This is a genomic window from Streptomyces sp. NPDC059256, assembly GCF_042753785.1.
Classification (GTDB): domain Bacteria; phylum Actinomycetota; class Actinomycetes; order Streptomycetales; family Streptomycetaceae; genus Streptomyces.
Genome location: NZ_JBHYZO010000004.1, coordinates 232,786 through 248,032, shown reverse-complemented (window position 1 = coordinate 248,032; position 15,247 = coordinate 232,786). Strand labels below are relative to the sequence as shown.

Annotated in this window: 13 protein-coding genes; 6 read left to right on the top strand and 7 right to left on the bottom strand. The window is 67.7% G+C overall.

Translation table 11 applies throughout. The features are described from left to right. The first annotated feature begins 49 nt into the window (after nt 1-49). Nucleotides 50-742: an ABC transporter ATP-binding protein gene (locus ACFXJL_RS12590; RefSeq protein ID WP_384635895.1), complete on the top strand. Its 693-nt coding sequence runs from the start codon at nt 50-52 to the stop codon at nt 740-742. Next, nucleotides 739-1,950, top strand: a complete 1,212-nt coding sequence (locus ACFXJL_RS12585; protein ID WP_383545242.1) for an ABC transporter permease — start codon at nt 739-741, stop codon at nt 1,948-1,950. The genes ACFXJL_RS12590 and ACFXJL_RS12585 overlap by 4 nt, the downstream gene beginning before the upstream one ends. Before the next feature lie 16 nt (nt 1,951-1,966). On the opposite strand, the gene ACFXJL_RS12580 is transcribed toward ACFXJL_RS12585, so the two are convergent. From ACFXJL_RS12580 to ACFXJL_RS12555, 6 genes are all read right to left on the bottom strand, one after another. Beyond that, nucleotides 1,967-3,592, bottom strand: coding sequence for a sensor histidine kinase (locus ACFXJL_RS12580; RefSeq protein ID WP_384635600.1), 1,626 nt, complete (start codon nt 3,590-3,592; stop codon nt 1,967-1,969). Continuing rightward, nucleotides 3,589-4,287 (bottom strand): response regulator transcription factor, encoded by a 699-nt coding sequence (locus tag ACFXJL_RS12575; protein ID WP_384635597.1) that lies wholly within the window; start codon nt 4,285-4,287, stop codon nt 3,589-3,591. The genes ACFXJL_RS12580 and ACFXJL_RS12575 overlap by 4 nt, the downstream gene beginning before the upstream one ends. A 204-nt stretch (nt 4,288-4,491) precedes the next feature. Next, on the bottom strand, nt 4,492-4,848 hold the full coding sequence (locus ACFXJL_RS12570; RefSeq protein WP_384635594.1) for an SH3 domain-containing protein: 357 nt from the start codon (nt 4,846-4,848) through the stop codon (nt 4,492-4,494). Nucleotides 4,849-5,535: 687 nt separating this feature from the next. Continuing rightward, a complete protein-coding gene (locus ACFXJL_RS12565; RefSeq protein WP_384691704.1) occupies nt 5,536-5,727 on the bottom strand; it encodes a DUF397 domain-containing protein in 192 nt (63 codons plus the stop codon). A gap of 28 nt (nt 5,728-5,755) precedes the next feature. Continuing rightward, nucleotides 5,756-5,971 carry a DUF397 domain-containing protein gene (locus tag ACFXJL_RS12560; RefSeq protein ID WP_384691702.1) on the bottom strand — a complete coding sequence of 72 codons (216 nt, stop codon included), beginning with the start codon at nt 5,969-5,971 and terminating at the stop codon, nt 5,756-5,758. After that, nucleotides 5,968-6,804 (bottom strand): helix-turn-helix transcriptional regulator, encoded by an 837-nt coding sequence (locus tag ACFXJL_RS12555; protein ID WP_358877166.1) that lies wholly within the window; start codon nt 6,802-6,804, stop codon nt 5,968-5,970. Before ACFXJL_RS12555 ends, ACFXJL_RS12560 begins: the two co-directional genes overlap by 4 nt. 865 nt (nt 6,805-7,669) lie before the next feature. Between ACFXJL_RS12555 and ACFXJL_RS12550 the strand changes: the two genes are divergently transcribed. Next, the gene (locus ACFXJL_RS12550; RefSeq protein WP_384635582.1) at nt 7,670-7,891 is read left to right on the top strand and encodes a hypothetical protein; all 222 of its coding nucleotides are present in this window, start codon (nt 7,670-7,672) and stop codon (nt 7,889-7,891) included. Here ACFXJL_RS12550 and ACFXJL_RS12545 read toward each other — a convergent pair. Then, complete coding sequence (locus tag ACFXJL_RS12545; RefSeq protein WP_384691698.1) at nt 7,855-8,742, bottom strand: NAD(P)H-binding protein; 888 nt, start codon at nt 8,740-8,742, stop codon at nt 7,855-7,857. The genes ACFXJL_RS12550 and ACFXJL_RS12545 overlap by 37 nt on opposite strands. A gap of 152 nt (nt 8,743-8,894) precedes the next feature. Here ACFXJL_RS12545 and ACFXJL_RS12540 point away from each other — a divergent pair, with 152 nt between their 5' ends. From ACFXJL_RS12540 to ACFXJL_RS12530, 3 genes are all read left to right on the top strand, one after another. Beyond that, nucleotides 8,895-9,854, top strand: a complete 960-nt coding sequence (locus tag ACFXJL_RS12540; RefSeq protein WP_358877163.1) for an AraC family transcriptional regulator — start codon at nt 8,895-8,897, stop codon at nt 9,852-9,854. A 128-nt stretch (nt 9,855-9,982) separates the two neighbouring features. After that, on the top strand, nt 9,983-11,518 hold the full coding sequence (locus ACFXJL_RS12535; protein ID WP_384691694.1) for an FG-GAP and VCBS repeat-containing protein: 1,536 nt from the start codon (nt 9,983-9,985) through the stop codon (nt 11,516-11,518). 316 nt (nt 11,519-11,834) lie between these two features. Then, on the top strand, nt 11,835-15,247 hold a 3,413-nt coding region (locus ACFXJL_RS12530), incomplete at its 3' end, for a SpaA isopeptide-forming pilin-related protein (protein WP_384691692.1).

Genomic DNA, 15,247 nt, shown 5'->3' with positions numbered 1-15,247 from the left:
GAACCCCGCCTCAGTCCCGGAGACCCGGGCGGCAACGCCCGGCGCAAAGGTGATCGAGTTCGCCCGGGTGTCCAAGACGTACGCCGGCCAGGTCACCGCCGTCAGCGAAGTCGACCTGGCCATCGGATACGGGGAACTCGTCGCCGTCGTCGGTCACTCGGGGTCGGGCAAGTCGACGATGCTCCATCTGATGGGCACGCTCGACAGACCGTCCTCGGGTCAGGTCACCGTCGACGGCCACAGGATCGACCGGCTCACCGATCGCGAGGTCTCGGCGCTCCGGGCACAACGCATCGGCTTTGTGTTCCAACAGTTCCATCTCGCCGTGGGAGTGCCGGTGCTCGACACCGTCGCCGACGGGCTGCTGTACGCGGGCGTCCCCCTGCGGGAGCGGCGGCGCAGGGCGGCCAAAGCACTCGCGCGGGTCGGTCTGAGCCATCGCATCGACCATCTGCCCCATCAACTGTCAGGCGGCGAGCGGCAACGCGCCGCGGTGGCGCGGGCGGTCATCGGCGAACCGGCCGTCCTGCTCGCCGATGAGCCCACCGGCAATCTGGACTCGGCGTCCGGAGCCGCCGTGCTCGTACTGCTGAGGGAGTTGCACACCGCGGGGACCACGGTGGTGGTCATCACGCACGACCGGGAAATGGCGGCTCAGTTGGACCGGAGGGTGGAGATGCGGGACGGACGGATCGTCGCGGACAGCGGTCCCGTTGCGGTCCACCCGGAGGCGCTGCGATGAGCCGACGCCGTCGGGCGCCCGTGCTGCGCCCCGCACGGTTGGGGCCCGCCGATCTGATCCGGTTGGGTGGTACTGGACTGCGCACCCGACCGCTGCGGGTCTTCCTGTCGGCGCTGGGCATCGGCATCGGGGTGGCGGCGATGGTCGCCGTGGTGGGCATCTCCAGCTCCAGCAGGGCGGAGGTCGATCGCAGACTCGACAGTCTTGGCACCAATATGCTGCGTATCGCTCCTGGTCAGGGGACCGACGGCCAGAAGAAGCCACTGCCGCGGGACACGGTCCCCATGGTCCAGCGCATCGGCCCCGTACAGCAGGTGGCGGCGACCGGTACGGTCAAGAAGGCCGCCGTCTATCGCAATGAGCACGTCCCATCGGGGCGCACGAGCAGTGTGGAGGTGGCGGCGGCCGGAGCGGACCTCCTGAAGACGATCGGTGGCAAGATCCACAGCGGCCGTTGGCTTCAGAACGCGACCGAGCAGTACCCGGCGGTCGTCCTGGGCGCGCAAGCCGCACGCAGACTGGACGTCCACACTCCCGGCTCCCGGCTCTGGCTGGGCGGTAAGTGGTTCTCCCTGGTCGGGGTGTTGAAACCGGTGCCGCTTGCACCGGAGATCGACCAGTCGGCCCTGGTCGGCTGGCAGGCAGCCGAGACGTATCTGCGCTTCGACGGCCATCCGTCCACGGTGTACGTCCGGGCCCGTGACGACAGTGTGACGACGGTACGAGATGTGCTGGCGGCCACGGCTAACCCGGAACGCCCGAGTGAGGTGTCCGTGTCCCGGCCGTCGGACGCGCTGGCCGCCCGGGAGGCGACGGAGTCCGCGCTGACGGGGCTGCTCCTCGGGCTCGGTGGGGTCGCACTGCTGGTGGGCGGGGTGGGCGTGGGTAACACCATGGTCATCTCGGTGCTGGAGCGCCGCCCGGAGATCGGGCTGCGCAGATCCCTCGGCGCCACGAGCGGCCAGATCCGGGGGCAGTTCGTGGCGGAGGCACTGCTGTTGTCGGCGCTCGGCGGACTCGGTGGAACGGCATTGGGAACGGTCATCACCGCGGGATACGCGTACGCACGGGACTGGCCCACCGAGGTCCCGATGTGGGCCGCGGGCGCCGGTATGGGCGTCACCCTGCTGATCGGCGCGCTCGCCGGTCTCTATCCCGCGGTACGAGCAGGACGGCTGGCACCGACCGAGGCGCTGGCCGGAACCTGACCGCGCAACAACGTTGCTATGCGGGAGCCCCCGTTGTGGCCAGGACGATGGTGAAGGTGGTTCCCACCCCCACCGTGCTGCGCACCTCGATGGACCCGCGGTGGTCGGCGACGATCTGACGGACGATCGAGAGCCCGAGGCCACTGCCTCCGGTGGCCCGCCCACGGGCGGCATCCGCCCGCCAGAAGCGGTCGAAGAGATGGGGTAGGTCGTCGGCAGGGATGCCCTTGCCCGTGTCCCTCACCTCGACGATCACCAACTCCCCCTGGGGAACCAGAGCCAGGATCACGGTGCCGCCAGGTGCCGTGGCCCTGAGCGCATTGCCCACCAGATTGCCCACGACCTGACGCAGCCGGTCCGAGTCCGCGTGAACGTGTACGGAGTACGGCGCCTCCACGACCAGGAGGACCCCCGCGCTCTCGGCCTGCGCACGAAGAGCCGTACGGCAGGTCTCCAGGAGGTCCCTCAGGTCGAGGTCGGCACGGTGATAGGTGAGTGCCCCGGCTTCCGCGAGTGCCAGGTCCTGGAGGTCGTCCACGATCCGCTGTTGCAACATCACTTCTTCGTGCAGCGAGTCGAGAAGATCAGGGGTCGGCTCGACGAACCCGTCCTGCAACGCCTCCAGATAGCCGCGGAGATTGGCCAGCGGGGTGCGCAGTTCATGGGCGATGTCTCCGGTGAGCCGGCGCTGACGCTGCTCCCCGTCCTGGATGGAACCGGCCATGCGGTTGAACGCCCGCCCGAGTTCGGCGATCTCATCCTTTCCGGAGGCGGGCACGCGTCGGCTCAGATCGCCTTCCCCGAGGCCACGGGCGGCCATGGTCAGGGCTTGGACGGGACGAAGTACGGCACGGCTCAGCAACAGGGCACCCAGGATGACCGCCAGTGCCACTCCTGCAGCCACTCCGACGGCCGGGGCCGCGGCGAGGGTTGGCGGGGACTCGTCCAGATGGCCCAGCCGGACTACGAGTCGCGGCGGGGCCACATCGGCGGTTTGGTTGTTGAAGGCGCGCTGAAGACAGGCGGGCACATCCGGTACGGTCTCACAGGCCGAGACCTCTCCATAGGCCCTTCCGGACTCCTTGTCGCTTATCTCCCGTGACTTCACACACGGAGAGGAGCTGTGCGTGGAGGTGATCTGGGGGAGCCCGGAATCGTCGCGGTGGACGCTCACGTCGGCGCCTGAGCGGGTCAGGCACGCCGCATAGAGCACGGTGGACCGGTACTGGCCGATCAGACCGAGGGTCTGCTTCCACGCGGCCCGCGGCATGAGCCCTTGACGAAGACGGATCTCCGGGCGGGGATCGACAAGGACGGGCGGCTGTCGACTCACGCTCCGCGGTCCGCGGCCGGCGAGGGCGTCGGAGTCGGCAAGGAGCACATCGGACTCGGTGGCGACCCGAATGCGCTGGCCCGTGTCCTTCGCGAGCCCGCTCACGGTGGGAGAGACACCATCCCAGGAGCCGTGGGCGTAGCCGTACTCCCGCAACGCACCGGTGATTCGGCCGACTTCCTGTTGTCCTGCGGTTACGGACTCCTCCACCTGTCCGGTTGCCTGGCGCCAGGTCAGCCAAGCGGTCGCAGCAGTGGCGACCAGGGCGACGAGCATCAACAGGCCGATCGCCCGCAGTCGAAAGCTCACCGGGCCACACCGGCTGGCGCGGTCAGCCGGTAGCCACGTCCGTACACGGTCTCCACGTACTGGTGCCCCCGGCCCTTCTCCAGCTTCCGTCGCAGGTTCATCACATGCGCATCGACGGTGCGTTCCATCACGTTCTGATCGAAACCGAAGACGCGGTCGATGATCTGGGCCCGAGTGAAGACCCGGCCGGGCTCTTCTGCCAGAACGCCCAGGATGGCGAACTCCTTGCCGGTGAGCACCACGGACTCTCCCGCAATACGCACTTCGAAGCGTGCGGGGTCCACCTCCAGTTCGCCGACCCTAAACACGGTGGGTCCGGCACGCCCTGCCGCTTTGGCCCGCCGTAACAGGGCCCGCACCCGAGCGGTCAACTCCCGAGGGCTGTAGGGCTTGGTCATGTAGTCGTCGGCCCCCAGATCCAGGCCGAGCAACATGTCTTCCTCAGTGGTGCGCGCGGTGAGCAACAGAATCGGTACTTGGGATTCGGCGCGCAGAATGCGGCACACGTCCAGGCCGTCCACGTGCGGCATCATCACGTCGAGCACGATGAGATCGGGCCGGGTGGACCGTGCGCGATCGATCGCCGAACGACCGTCGGCGACGATCTGCACCTCATTGCCCTCGCGCTCCAGATAGATGCGAATCAACCGCGCCTGTTTGACGTCGTCCTCGGCTACGAGGATGCGAGGGCTCACAACGTGGCTCCTTTGGGGTGAGGACCCGAGGTACCCAGAGAGCCTATGCGCCGGTGAGCAATGGGTCCTCAGAAAGGAGCCGTCGAACCATGGTCACTTGTGAGTGTGACCGGAAGCACCTTGGTGCGCACCGGAGTTGCCGGCGCGCACCAAGATCAGACCAGTCGTCGTTGACGCTGGGATGACTCGCCTCGTTGAGCGTTGTCAGCAGGGCACAGTGCTGCCGCCGTCACTCAGCAGGTCATCGCGAACCCACCCGTAGGTGTCGGGGGCCGCGGTGTCATTCCTCAGGTAGGTCCAGGTGTAGCTGCCTGCGACCGTGTAGCAGTGGTAGTCGAGCCTGTCGGTCGGGTAGATGAGTCCGTGGCTCGCACAAGTGGTGTAAGAACCACTCCTCATGTTGACCCCGTTGCCCCCGGTCCTGTTCCAGGCACTGCCGTCCGCGTCAGCGGCGGTGGTGCCGCACGGCGCAGCCGCCACCGCTGGGGTGGAGAGGGTGAGCGGGAGCGCAAAGGCTACCGCGGCGACTGCCGGAACGATTGCTGCAAATCGACGCTTCACGAATTCCCCTACTGTGAGACTCACTGGCATTGATCACGCACCCCAATCGATGCAGGGCGGGAAAAATGATCACCACATCGAATGCGATGCGGCGACATAAGGAACCATGCCGTCGAGGACTTATTGAGGAAAGGACTCCGGTTTTGGATGACTTAATAAAGAGGCTCAAGCGGCCGGATAGCCACCCGTCGAATGGATGTGCGCTCACGGCCCGAAGCTCCCCAGCGGGCCTCTGAACTGGAACAACACCCCACCGAAGGCTCGCCTTGACTTCAGCACGTGATACCCAATCGCCCGATAGCACGCCGGGATAGTGGAATCACGCACCCTTCCACAGGGGACGCCTTAAACGTCGAACCCCATCGAACTCAAATCGATCTCAGCCGCGAGAAGAAAAGCCCAGCAAGAGCGTGCCCTAGCTTCGAGCTATCACGTCGAGATCTCCTGAAGGCACAAAAATGAGGCGGCTACGATACCGGCGTCGATGATGGCCGTCGAGTGGTTATCGCAGTCGGGGGCAACACATCACGCGATAGGAAAGGACGTTCCACTGGTGCTCGGCATGCGAAGTGCGGAGGCCAACACGAGCGGCGCCACGACCCGATGCCAACCCACCACAACGAAGCCCCACCGCCTCCGCCGGGATCGGGGACGCGATGGGGCCGCTTGGTGATGGAACTGGATGGATCAGTGGGTTGCGGTACGCGCCAAGGCCACGAGGGAGGCCCAACTCTGCGGGGAGAGCATCAGGACGGGACCGGCAGGGACCTTGCTGTCACGGACGGGCACGACGCCATGGGCCACAGCGAAGGAAGGCGACCACTCGATGCACTGCCCTTCACCACCGCTGTAGGTGGACTTGACCCACAACGCACTCATGCTCGGAAGTTCGACACCGGCCACTTGGCTACTCCCCCGATGAGCGGGCTATGGCAACCAGCCCAGCCCAGCTCTGCGGGGAAACCATCAGGACGGGACCGGCAGGCGCCTTGCTGTCACGGACGGGCACGACGCCATGGGCCACAGCGAAGGAAGGCGACCACTCGATGCACTGCCCTCCGTCACCACTACTGTGAGTTGACTTAGCCCACTCAGTGGGGGCGCCGGTAGGAATCTTGTTCATGAACGGAACTCCTCTAGGACCGTACGCAGCATTTCTAGGGAATCCTCTGGTGAGAGAGCATCCGCCCGCAACCGGTCGTAGCGTGCAGTGGCGGTCTTGACGAACTTGGCTGAGTCGATGACCCGCCCGAGCCCCTGTGCTTCCGAGTACAGGACGGGCTCAGAGTCGCTGTCATCGAACCGCAGCAGGGTGTATGCCTCCGCTGCTGCCGGCGCACCCGTGCGGAACGGAAGTACTTGCATGGTGATGTGCGGTGACTGCGCCTCTTCCAACAGGTGTTCCAACTGCCCTCTCATTGTGTGGCCCGCTCCGACCAGCCTGTGTAGGCATGACTCGTCAAGCACGGCCCAGAGCAGTGGTGGCTCATCTCGCTCCATGATTTCGTGCCGTTGGAGTCGCGCGCAGACCTTCTCATTGATGACCACGTCAGGATCACGAGGATTGGCCGCCCTGAAGAGGGCTTCTGCGTACCCATGCGTCTGGAGCATTCCCATGACGAGGTAGTTCGAGAAGTCGAGGATCTCGGTCGCGCGTTCTTCCAGGGTGACATACGGGATGAACCATCCAGGATGTCCGCTCTGACTCACCCGTCTCCGTAGCCGGGCGAACGACCCCGGGCGTTCGAAGATGCGGTCGCACGCCTCCGCGAAGTTCTCCGAGGCGAGCAGTGTGCCGCCCTCGACCTTGGTGACGTACGGGCGCTTGTAATGCGTCGCGTCCGCCAATTGCTGCTGTGTCATGCCCACGAACTCACGCGCCGACTTGACCTCCATACCGAGAAAGGCGGCGCCGTCCTGTGGTTCGTTCAACTCGTTGGAGGTGTATTCGCTCATACGCCCAACTCCGCAATGTTCCTGTTGCGTTGGAACCCTGTTTCCTCTAGCGAGCGTACGCCCGGCGGGACACAGTGGGAGTGCAGTTTCGGCGAGAAGCACGCGACCGGGTGAGGTGCACAGCGGATGGACGTAGAAGCAGGTGGGGGCAAGTATGACCCGCCCGCCGTGGGTGAGTTGATGTACGACGGTTCCACGGACAAGGTGGGTGAGTTCCGGGGTCTTTCCGGTTCTTCGTGGGCACTGCGGCCCATCCGTGGTGGGGCCGAATGGGAAGTGGAACCAGAATGCGTCCGACCGCTCAGTTCGGATGAGCGATTGCGGGCCTTGAATTCCCAGGCGAATACCCGTAGCCGGAACCCACTTCGGTGAATCCCGAACCAGCCGAGCGAAGCCCCTGGCTCCCGGTGGGAAGCGGGGAAGGTCTCCTACGGCAGACCGAGGGCGTCGAATACTGCGTCCTGTGCGATCGGCTGATCTCGGGCCTCGCCGTCAGGGTCGGCGAGGGCTTCTCGGCGAGTGGCGCGCGGTCCGATCCGTATGCGCATCCGGAATGTGCGGCAGGGCCGGCCCCGGGAGGCGGACGACCCCCGCGGCACGGCTGAGGTCTCCCGTTCGCGGTGCCCGCACCCCGCGGACGGGTTCACCGCCCCGGTCCGCCCGTGCCCCAACACGCGAGGGCCGGGGCCATCCATCCCCCATAGGACAAGGGCAGCCCCGGCTTGGCCGAAAGCTGTCTCCAAGGAGCTGATCCCAACCCATGTGCGTTGTGCAACGGGCCCTGGCGCGAGTGTTGCAACGGTTCTTCCCCTCGCATGCACGACATCGCCGTTCCCTGCCCTCGGGTCCCACCCGTCATGGGCGGATGTCGTTCCGGCCGTGGTGGTCCGCATGGGGCACCCCCACTCCCCCGCACGTGGTGGCGCGACTCGCACCGCTCCGGGGTGAGGACTGTGCGCTGGTACGGCCCTATGCGCTGGTGGAGACCACGTTGCAGCTCAGAACCCTGCGCTGCAACGTCGCCGAGCGGCCCCGTGCCGGTGCGCTCGATCAACCCAGTACGGAGAAGTCCGTACGCCCGGTGTAGGCGCTGAAGTCGGCCGGGTCGCGGTCCAATGCCTCCCGTACCCCGTTCGAGAGCGCTTCCGACCTGCCCTCGCGGATGTGCCGGAACAGTTCGACGAAGATCTCGGCGACCTCTTCCGGCTCTCCGGCCGCGATGGCCTCGGCACGGTACTCCTCCTCGGTGACCGGGACATAGCGCAGGTCGCGGCCCGAAGCGCGGGCGATCTCGGCGACTGCCTCACCGAACGTCATCGCCCGTGGGCCGGACAGGGCGTACGTACGGCCGTTGTGTCCCTCCTCGGTGAGTGCGGCGACCGCCACCTCCGCCAGGTCGTCGAGGTCGACGAAGGGTTCGCGTCCCTCGCCGGCCGGGATGCGGAGCTCTCCCTTGCTGAGGGGCCCCACGAGGTAGGGGAACTCGGTGAAGTTCTGGGCGAACCAGGTCGGGCGCAGGATCGTCCACTCCAGGCCCGAATCGCGCACGAGCTGCTCGGTCGCGAGGACGCTGCCGCTGCCGTCGTCCAGTTCCTCCCACACCCGGGCGGAGAGCAGCACCAGGCGGCGCACACCGCCTTCGGTCGCCGCTGCCACGAAGTCCCTGAAGTCGTCGAACGCGCCCGGGTCCTCCGAGGTGACGGCATAGATCGCGTGGACGCCGCTCAGGGCGGGAGCCCAGGTGGTGCGGTCTGTCCAGTCGAAGCGCACCGCACCCGACCGGGAGGCCACCTTGGCGGTGAAGCCACGGCGTTGGAGCACATCGGCGACCCTGCGGCCGGTCTTGCCCGTACCGCCGGTCACCAGGACCGAAGAAGGGGACGAAGAAGCAGAAGGAACAGTGGGAGAAGAGGGAGAAGAGGGAGAAGAGTTCGTCATGGGGACCAGTGAAGCGGCGTGCGGCTCTACGGAGGATGGCTGTCGCTCTCGTTGTGATGTCTGATCGTCTCGGCCACGGTCCGGCACGGTAGGGGCCCGCCCGCACCGGTCAGGCCGATCGGCCCATCAGTGCCCCTCCTACACTGGTGCGCATGGATGACGCACTGTCCGGCCTGCTGCACGAGGTACGGCCCCAGGGCGCCCTCTTCGACCGGTCGGCCCTCAACCCGCCCTGGTCGATGCGGTTCCTCGAACGCACTCCGCTCGCCCTGCTCACCATGCTCGGCGGTTCGGCGTGGGTGAGCGTGGACGGCGATGCACCCGTCCCGTTGCGCCCCGGTGACCTGGTGCTGGTGCGCGGCCCCGAGCCGTACACCGTCTCCGACGAGCCGGGTACGGCGCCGCTGGCCTTCGTCCACGAGGACGACCGCTGCACGACACCGGACGGCCGTCTGATCCTCGACACGATGCCGATGTGTGCACCGGAACACCGGGACACCGTGCTGTTGAAGGGCACCTACCAGGTCGAGGGAAGCGTCTCGCAACGCGTCCTGGACGCGCTGCCGCCCATCGCGCGGGTGCCGGCCGCTCCGGAGGGCTGCCCGGCGCTGGGCATGATCTCGCAGGAGATAGACCGGGACGTGCCGGGGCGACAGGTGGTTCTCGACCGGCTGCTCGATCTCCTGCTCGTGACCACTCTGCGGGACTGGTTCGACCGCCCCGAGGCAAAGGCGCCCGCTTGGTACCGGGCTTACGGCGACCCCACCGTGGGGCGCGCGCTCCGCCTGATCCACAGCGATCCGGCCCGGCCGTGGACGGTCGCCTCGCTGGCGTCGGAGGCGGGCGTGTCCCGGGCGCGGTTCGCACAGCGGTTCAGTGAGTTGGTGGGGCAGCCGCCGATGACGTACCTGACCGAGTGGCGCATCTGTCAGGCGGCCGACCTGCTGGCCCGCACCGATGACACCGTGGAGGCCGTCTCCCGTCGGGTCGGCTACTCGAATGCGTACGCGCTGAGCGTGGCCTTCAAGCGGACCCTGGGCGTACGGCCGTCGGAGCACCGTGCCACCGCCCGGGCCGGCCATCTGCCCGCCCTGGCCCGCCAAGCCGGCTAGCGCCCGCAACGCCCCAGATGCCGCGTACAACCATTCTCTTGCCGGGCGGGTCTCCCAAAGGACTCCTGTTGATCACCGCAGCTGAAGCGGCAGGGGGAACAGCAGTCTCGACCTGTGGGGAACACACCTTGCGCACACGCACCCTCGCCACCGCGATCGCCGTCACCTCCGCCTGCCTGGCCGCAGGCGCTCTCGCTCCCGTGGCCGTTGCCGCGCCCGCCGACGGCAAGAGTGCTCCAGCCGCGAAGGCACCGGCCGCGAACCCGATGGACTACAACGGAGACGGCTACCGGGACCTGGTGGTCAATCTCCCGGGCAACACCGACGCCGCGGCGGGGAGCGCCTACGCGGGCGGCTCCGTGATGGTGCTGTACGGCTCGCCGCAAGGGGTCGACACCACCAAGCGGAAGCTCATCCGTACAAGTACCGAGGGCATACCCGGAACCCCCGAGGGTCATGACCGCTTCGGCCACCGGACCGCTTCCGGCGACTTCGACAAGGACGGCTTCACCGACCTCGCCGTTTCCACCGTCGGCGAGGACCTGACCGTCAACGGCACCTACCGCCGCAACGCCGGTCAGAACACGATCATCTGGGGCGGCAAGAACGGACTGGCCAAGCACGGGGCGGCCACCGTGCAGCAGTCCGCTCCCACCTCGATCGACGTGCGCCGCGGCATGGCCCTGGCCGCCGGGGACTTCAACGGGGACGGTGCGGCCGACCTGGCAGCCGGTGACTACAGCAACGGCCGCGGCGGCGATGTGCTGTACGGCCCCTTCACCCGCAAGGGCAAGCCCAAGAGCATCGCGTCCCTCGGGATGAAGGACGGCCAGACCTATGTCCACCCGGGGCTCACCGCCGGCGATGTGACCGGGGACGGCATCAGCGACCTCGTGCTCCAGGTCTATCCGGGGCGTGCCGGGGTCCATCAGCGCATCGAGCTGCTGCGCGGCACGAGCAAGGGCCTGGTCAAGGCGGGAACGCTCAAGGACGCCGCCGGCAAGGACCTCGTCAGCCTCGGCGCGGACGACCGGCAGTTGGGCATCGGGGACCTCGACAAGGACGGTTTCGGGGACATCGTGCTCGGCGACTGGAGGGCGGATCACGGCGACATCCCGTTCGCCGGCAGGTTCACCGTGGTCTACGGGGGCAAGAACGGTCAGGCGACCGACCGGAAGCCGCAGGTGTTCACCCAGGACACCGAAGGCGTGCCGGGCACCGTCGAACGCGACGACTACTTCGGCTCCTCCATCTCGGTCGGTGACATCAACGGCGACGGGTACGCGGACGTCGCCGCCGGCTCCCCCGTCGAAACCGTCGGCGACAAGTCCCTCGCAGGTCGAGTGACCACCCTCTTCGGTGGGCCCGCGGGCCTCACAGGGCAGGGCGCCCAGGTGCACGACCTGGACACGGCGGGCGTGCCCGGGGACATGGCGGCGAGCGACCTCTTCGGACGGGTCGTCAAGCTGATCGACATGAACCGCGACGGTCGCTCGGAACTGGTGGCTGGGGCTCCCGGCGAGTATCCGGCGGTGGGAAGGTACTCGGTCCTGCCCGGCACCACCCAGGGCCTGACCGGTCAGGGCTCCAAGACGTTCGGGCCCGCCGATCTCGGACTGCGGGCCGTGCCGGAGACCGGTTTCGGGGAGACCCTCGGCAACTGACGTCCCGTCTGCGTCCCGCCCGCCGCGTCCGGGCGGGACGCGCCACGGTTCTGATCGATCGGTCGGGGCCATCGAACGGGCGTGCCGGGGCCGTGCCCGAATGGACCCGCGGCGGTGTGTCCGATGAACGCTGTGACCTCGGCTGTTGAGCCGTTCGGGAGGGCCGCAGCGGCAGAAGAGTGCACAGATCGTGCGCGCGAGTGATTATCGGATCCGTATTGCCCGGTCACGGGAGTGTCGACTGTGTCCCATTGGGTCAGCTGTTCAGCCTGTCAGGGAATTGCCGGACAAGGCGACCCACAGGAGAAGTCGACGTATGAGAGCAACCCTCGCGCGACTGCGACAACGGTCGTGGACCTCAGGCTTGGCCTGTGCGGTCCTCGCCGTCACCGCGCCCGCGCTGGCTCTGGGGCCAACCATGCTGGCCGGTGCCGTACCGGTCAGCAAAGAACGAGCCACAACCGTCCAGGCCAAGGCCGCCGCACCCCTGCCGGGTGGGCTCGGTCCCTGTATCCCGGGCGACTGCCCCGATCCGTTCCCCCCGATCAGCAACGGGCCCATCATGGGCCGCGATGCCAACATCAACATCTTCGCCGGCGGTAACTTCCTGGTCCGCGAACGCGCGGCCGAGGCCGAGGGCAAGGTCGTCGTCCTCGGGAACTTCGACCAGGACAAGGTGGCCGGAGCCAGCTCCGTCTACAACATCGGCGTCGTGGGCGTGGGGTCACGCGTGCCGCCCCCTGCCGGTTCGGACTTCCTCACCACCGGTGGCAATGTCACCGTCGCGCCCGGGGAATCGCTGCTCGCCGACGGTGGAGTCGTACGCCACGCGGGCACGGCCACCGGAACCATCACCGGCACCGTCATCCAGGACCCGAACGCGGCAGCTCCGTACACCGCGCTGCGCGATGAGCTGACGACATCGAGCCTGTGTTACGCCCGCAATGAGACCGGGCCCCGCCCGGCCACCGGAACCGCCGTCAACAACGGCGGCGAAACCGTGTTCACGGGCGACGGGACCTCAGCCCTCCAGGTCTTCAACGTCGACTTCAACCTGACCACCGCCGGCGGCGGCCAGCAGGGCATCGTCTTCAACAACATCCCGGCGAACGCCACCGTCCTGGTCAACATCACGGGCGCCAACCGGATCATCAACACCTACAGCGGCAGCCCCTTCGACACCGACCCGCTGAACCAGCTGCGGGACCGGCTGTTGTGGAACTTCCCCGACGCGACCACCGTGGGCCTGCGCGGCACCGGACAGTTCCAGGGCAGTGTGCTCATCGGCAACCAGGCGTCGACGACCACCGTCACGCTCCCGGGAGTGAACGGCCGCTTCTTCACCACCGGCAATGTCACCCACACCAGTGTGGTGGGCGCCGGCGGCGGCCAGGAGTTCCACGCGTACCCCTTCAACGGTGACCTGCCGGACTGTTCCGTGGTCCCGACGGCCCCCGTCCAGGTCGTGAAGAGGGACTCCGAGACCCAGGCACCGCTCGCCGGGGCGACCTTCCAGTTGTGGGAGGAGACCAACGGCACCGCGGGGCTCCAGACCACCGGGCCCAACCCGGACACCACGGTCGGCACCCCCTGTGTCACCGGCGCTGACGGCACCTGCTCCCGCACGGTCAACCTGGGCCTTTACTACTGGCAGGAGACGGCACCGCCGCCTGGGTACGACCTCCCGGCCAACCCGGTCTTCCCCGTACTGCTGGAGGCCGACGACCTGCCGGCCGGTGTGAGTGTCAACGCCGACAACACGACGACCCCGGTGACGGGTGAGGTGTCGGTCGAGAAGACGGACTCGGCGAACGGGGAACCGCTCTCGGGTGCCGTCTTCCAGCTGTGGCAGGAGACCAATGGGATCCCCGGTCTCCAGACCACCGGAGCCGACCCCGACACCGCGATCGGTGAGCCGTGCACCACGGGCCTGATCGGTGAGTGCGCCGATACGGTCGGGCTCGGTACGTACTACTGGCAGGAGACCGCGGCACCGCCCGGCTACGACCTGCCGGCCAACCCCGTCTTCGGACCGCTGGAACTGACCGCGGAGAACGCGGCGACCGGCGTGAGCGTGGCCGCCGAGAACACGGCGACCGTCCCGGTCACGGGCGATGTGACGGTCATCAAGTCGGATTCGGGCACGGGTGACCCGCTGGCCGGAGCGACCTTCCAGCTCTGGGAAGAGACCAACGGCATTCCCGGACTCCAGACCACCGGAGCCGACCCCGACACCACCGTCGGCACCCCCTGCACCACCGCCGCCGACGGCGACTGCACCCGGACCGTGGAAACGGGCACCTACTACTGGCAGGAGACGGCGGCACCGCCCGGGTACGACCTGCCGGCCAATCCCGTCTTCGGACCCCTGGTCCTCACGGACGCGAATGCCGCGGACGGTGTCACGGTGTTCGCGGAGAACACGGCGACGGCCCCGGTCACCGGCGATGTGACGGTCGTCAAGGAAGACTCCGAGACCGGTGACCCGCTCGCCGGAGCCGTCTTCCAACTGTGGGAAGAGACCAACGGCGTACCCGGACTCCAGACCACGGGCCCCAACCCGGACACCGAGGTCGGTACTCCTTGCACCACCGGTGCTGACGGCGAATGCACCCGGACCGTGGAAACCGGCACCTACTACTGGCAGGAGACCGCAGCCCCCGACGGCTACGACCTCCCCGCCAACCCCGTCTTCGGACCCCTCATCCTCACCAATGAGAACGCCGCAGACGGAGTCACCGTCACCGCCGAGAACACCGCGACCGTCGTGGTCACCGGCGATGTGACCGTCATCAAGGAAGACTCGGGCACGGGTGACCCGCTGGCCGGAGCGACCTTCCAGCTTTGGGAAGAGACCAACGGGATCCCCGGTCTCCAGACCACCGGAGCCGACCCCGACACCACCGTCGGCACCCCCTGCACCACCGGCGCCGACGGCGACTGCACCCGTACGGTCGAGATCGGCACCTACTACTGGCAGGAAACGGCAGCACCGCCCGGCTACGACCTGCCGGCCAACCCCGTCTTCGGACCCCTGGTCCTCACGGCGGAGAACGCCGCAGACGGTGTCACGGTGACTGCGGAGAACACGGCGACGGCCCCGGTGACGGGCGATGTGACCGTCGTCAAGGAGGACTCCGAAACCGGCGACCCGCTCGCCGGAGCCGTCTTCCAGCTCTGGGAGGAGACCAACGGTGTAGCCGGTCTCCAGACCACCGGGCCCAACCCGGACACCACCATCGGCTCCCCCTGCACCACGGGCGCCAACGGTGAATGCACCCGGACCGTGGAGACCGGTACGTACTACTGGCAGGAGACCGCAGCCCCCGACGGCTACGACCTCCCCGCCAACCCCGTCTTCGGACCCCTCGTCCTCACCAATGAGAACGCCGCAGACGGAGTCACCGTCACCGCTGAAAACACCGCAACCGTCGTGGTCACGGGCGATGTGACGGTCATCAAGGAAGACGCCGAAACGGGCGACCCGCTCGCCGGAGCCGTCTTCCAACTGTGGGAAGAGACCAACGGCATTCCCGGACTCCAGACCACCGGCATCAACCCCGACACCGCGATCGGCACCCCCTGCACCACCGGCGCCGACGGCGAATGCACCCGCACGGTCGAGATCGGCACCTACTACTGGCAGGAGACCGCAGCCCCCGACGGCTACGACCTCCCCGCCAACCCCGTCTTCGGACCCCTCGTCCTCACCAATGAGAACGCCGCAGA

Excerpts from the sequence above, each read along its gene's own strand:
- ACFXJL_RS12585 (WP_383545242.1), top strand. The coding sequence starts at position 739 with ATGAGCCGACGCCGTCGGGCGCCCGTGCTGCGCCCCGCACGGTTGGGG.
- ACFXJL_RS12565 (WP_384691704.1), bottom strand. The coding sequence starts at position 5,727 with ATGAGTGCGTTGTGGGTCAAGTCCACCTACAGCGGTGGTGAAGGGCAG.
- ACFXJL_RS12560 (WP_384691702.1), bottom strand. The coding sequence starts at position 5,971 with ATGAACAAGATTCCTACCGGCGCCCCCACTGAGTGGGCTAAGTCAACT.
- ACFXJL_RS12555 (WP_358877166.1), bottom strand. The coding sequence starts at position 6,804 with ATGAGCGAATACACCTCCAACGAGTTGAACGAACCACAGGACGGCGCC.
- ACFXJL_RS12550 (WP_384635582.1), top strand. The coding sequence starts at position 7,670 with ATGTCGTTCCGGCCGTGGTGGTCCGCATGGGGCACCCCCACTCCCCCG.
- ACFXJL_RS12545 (WP_384691698.1), bottom strand. The coding sequence starts at position 8,742 with ATGACGAACTCTTCTCCCTCTTCTCCCTCTTCTCCCACTGTTCCTTCT.
- ACFXJL_RS12540 (WP_358877163.1), top strand. The coding sequence starts at position 8,895 with ATGGATGACGCACTGTCCGGCCTGCTGCACGAGGTACGGCCCCAGGGC.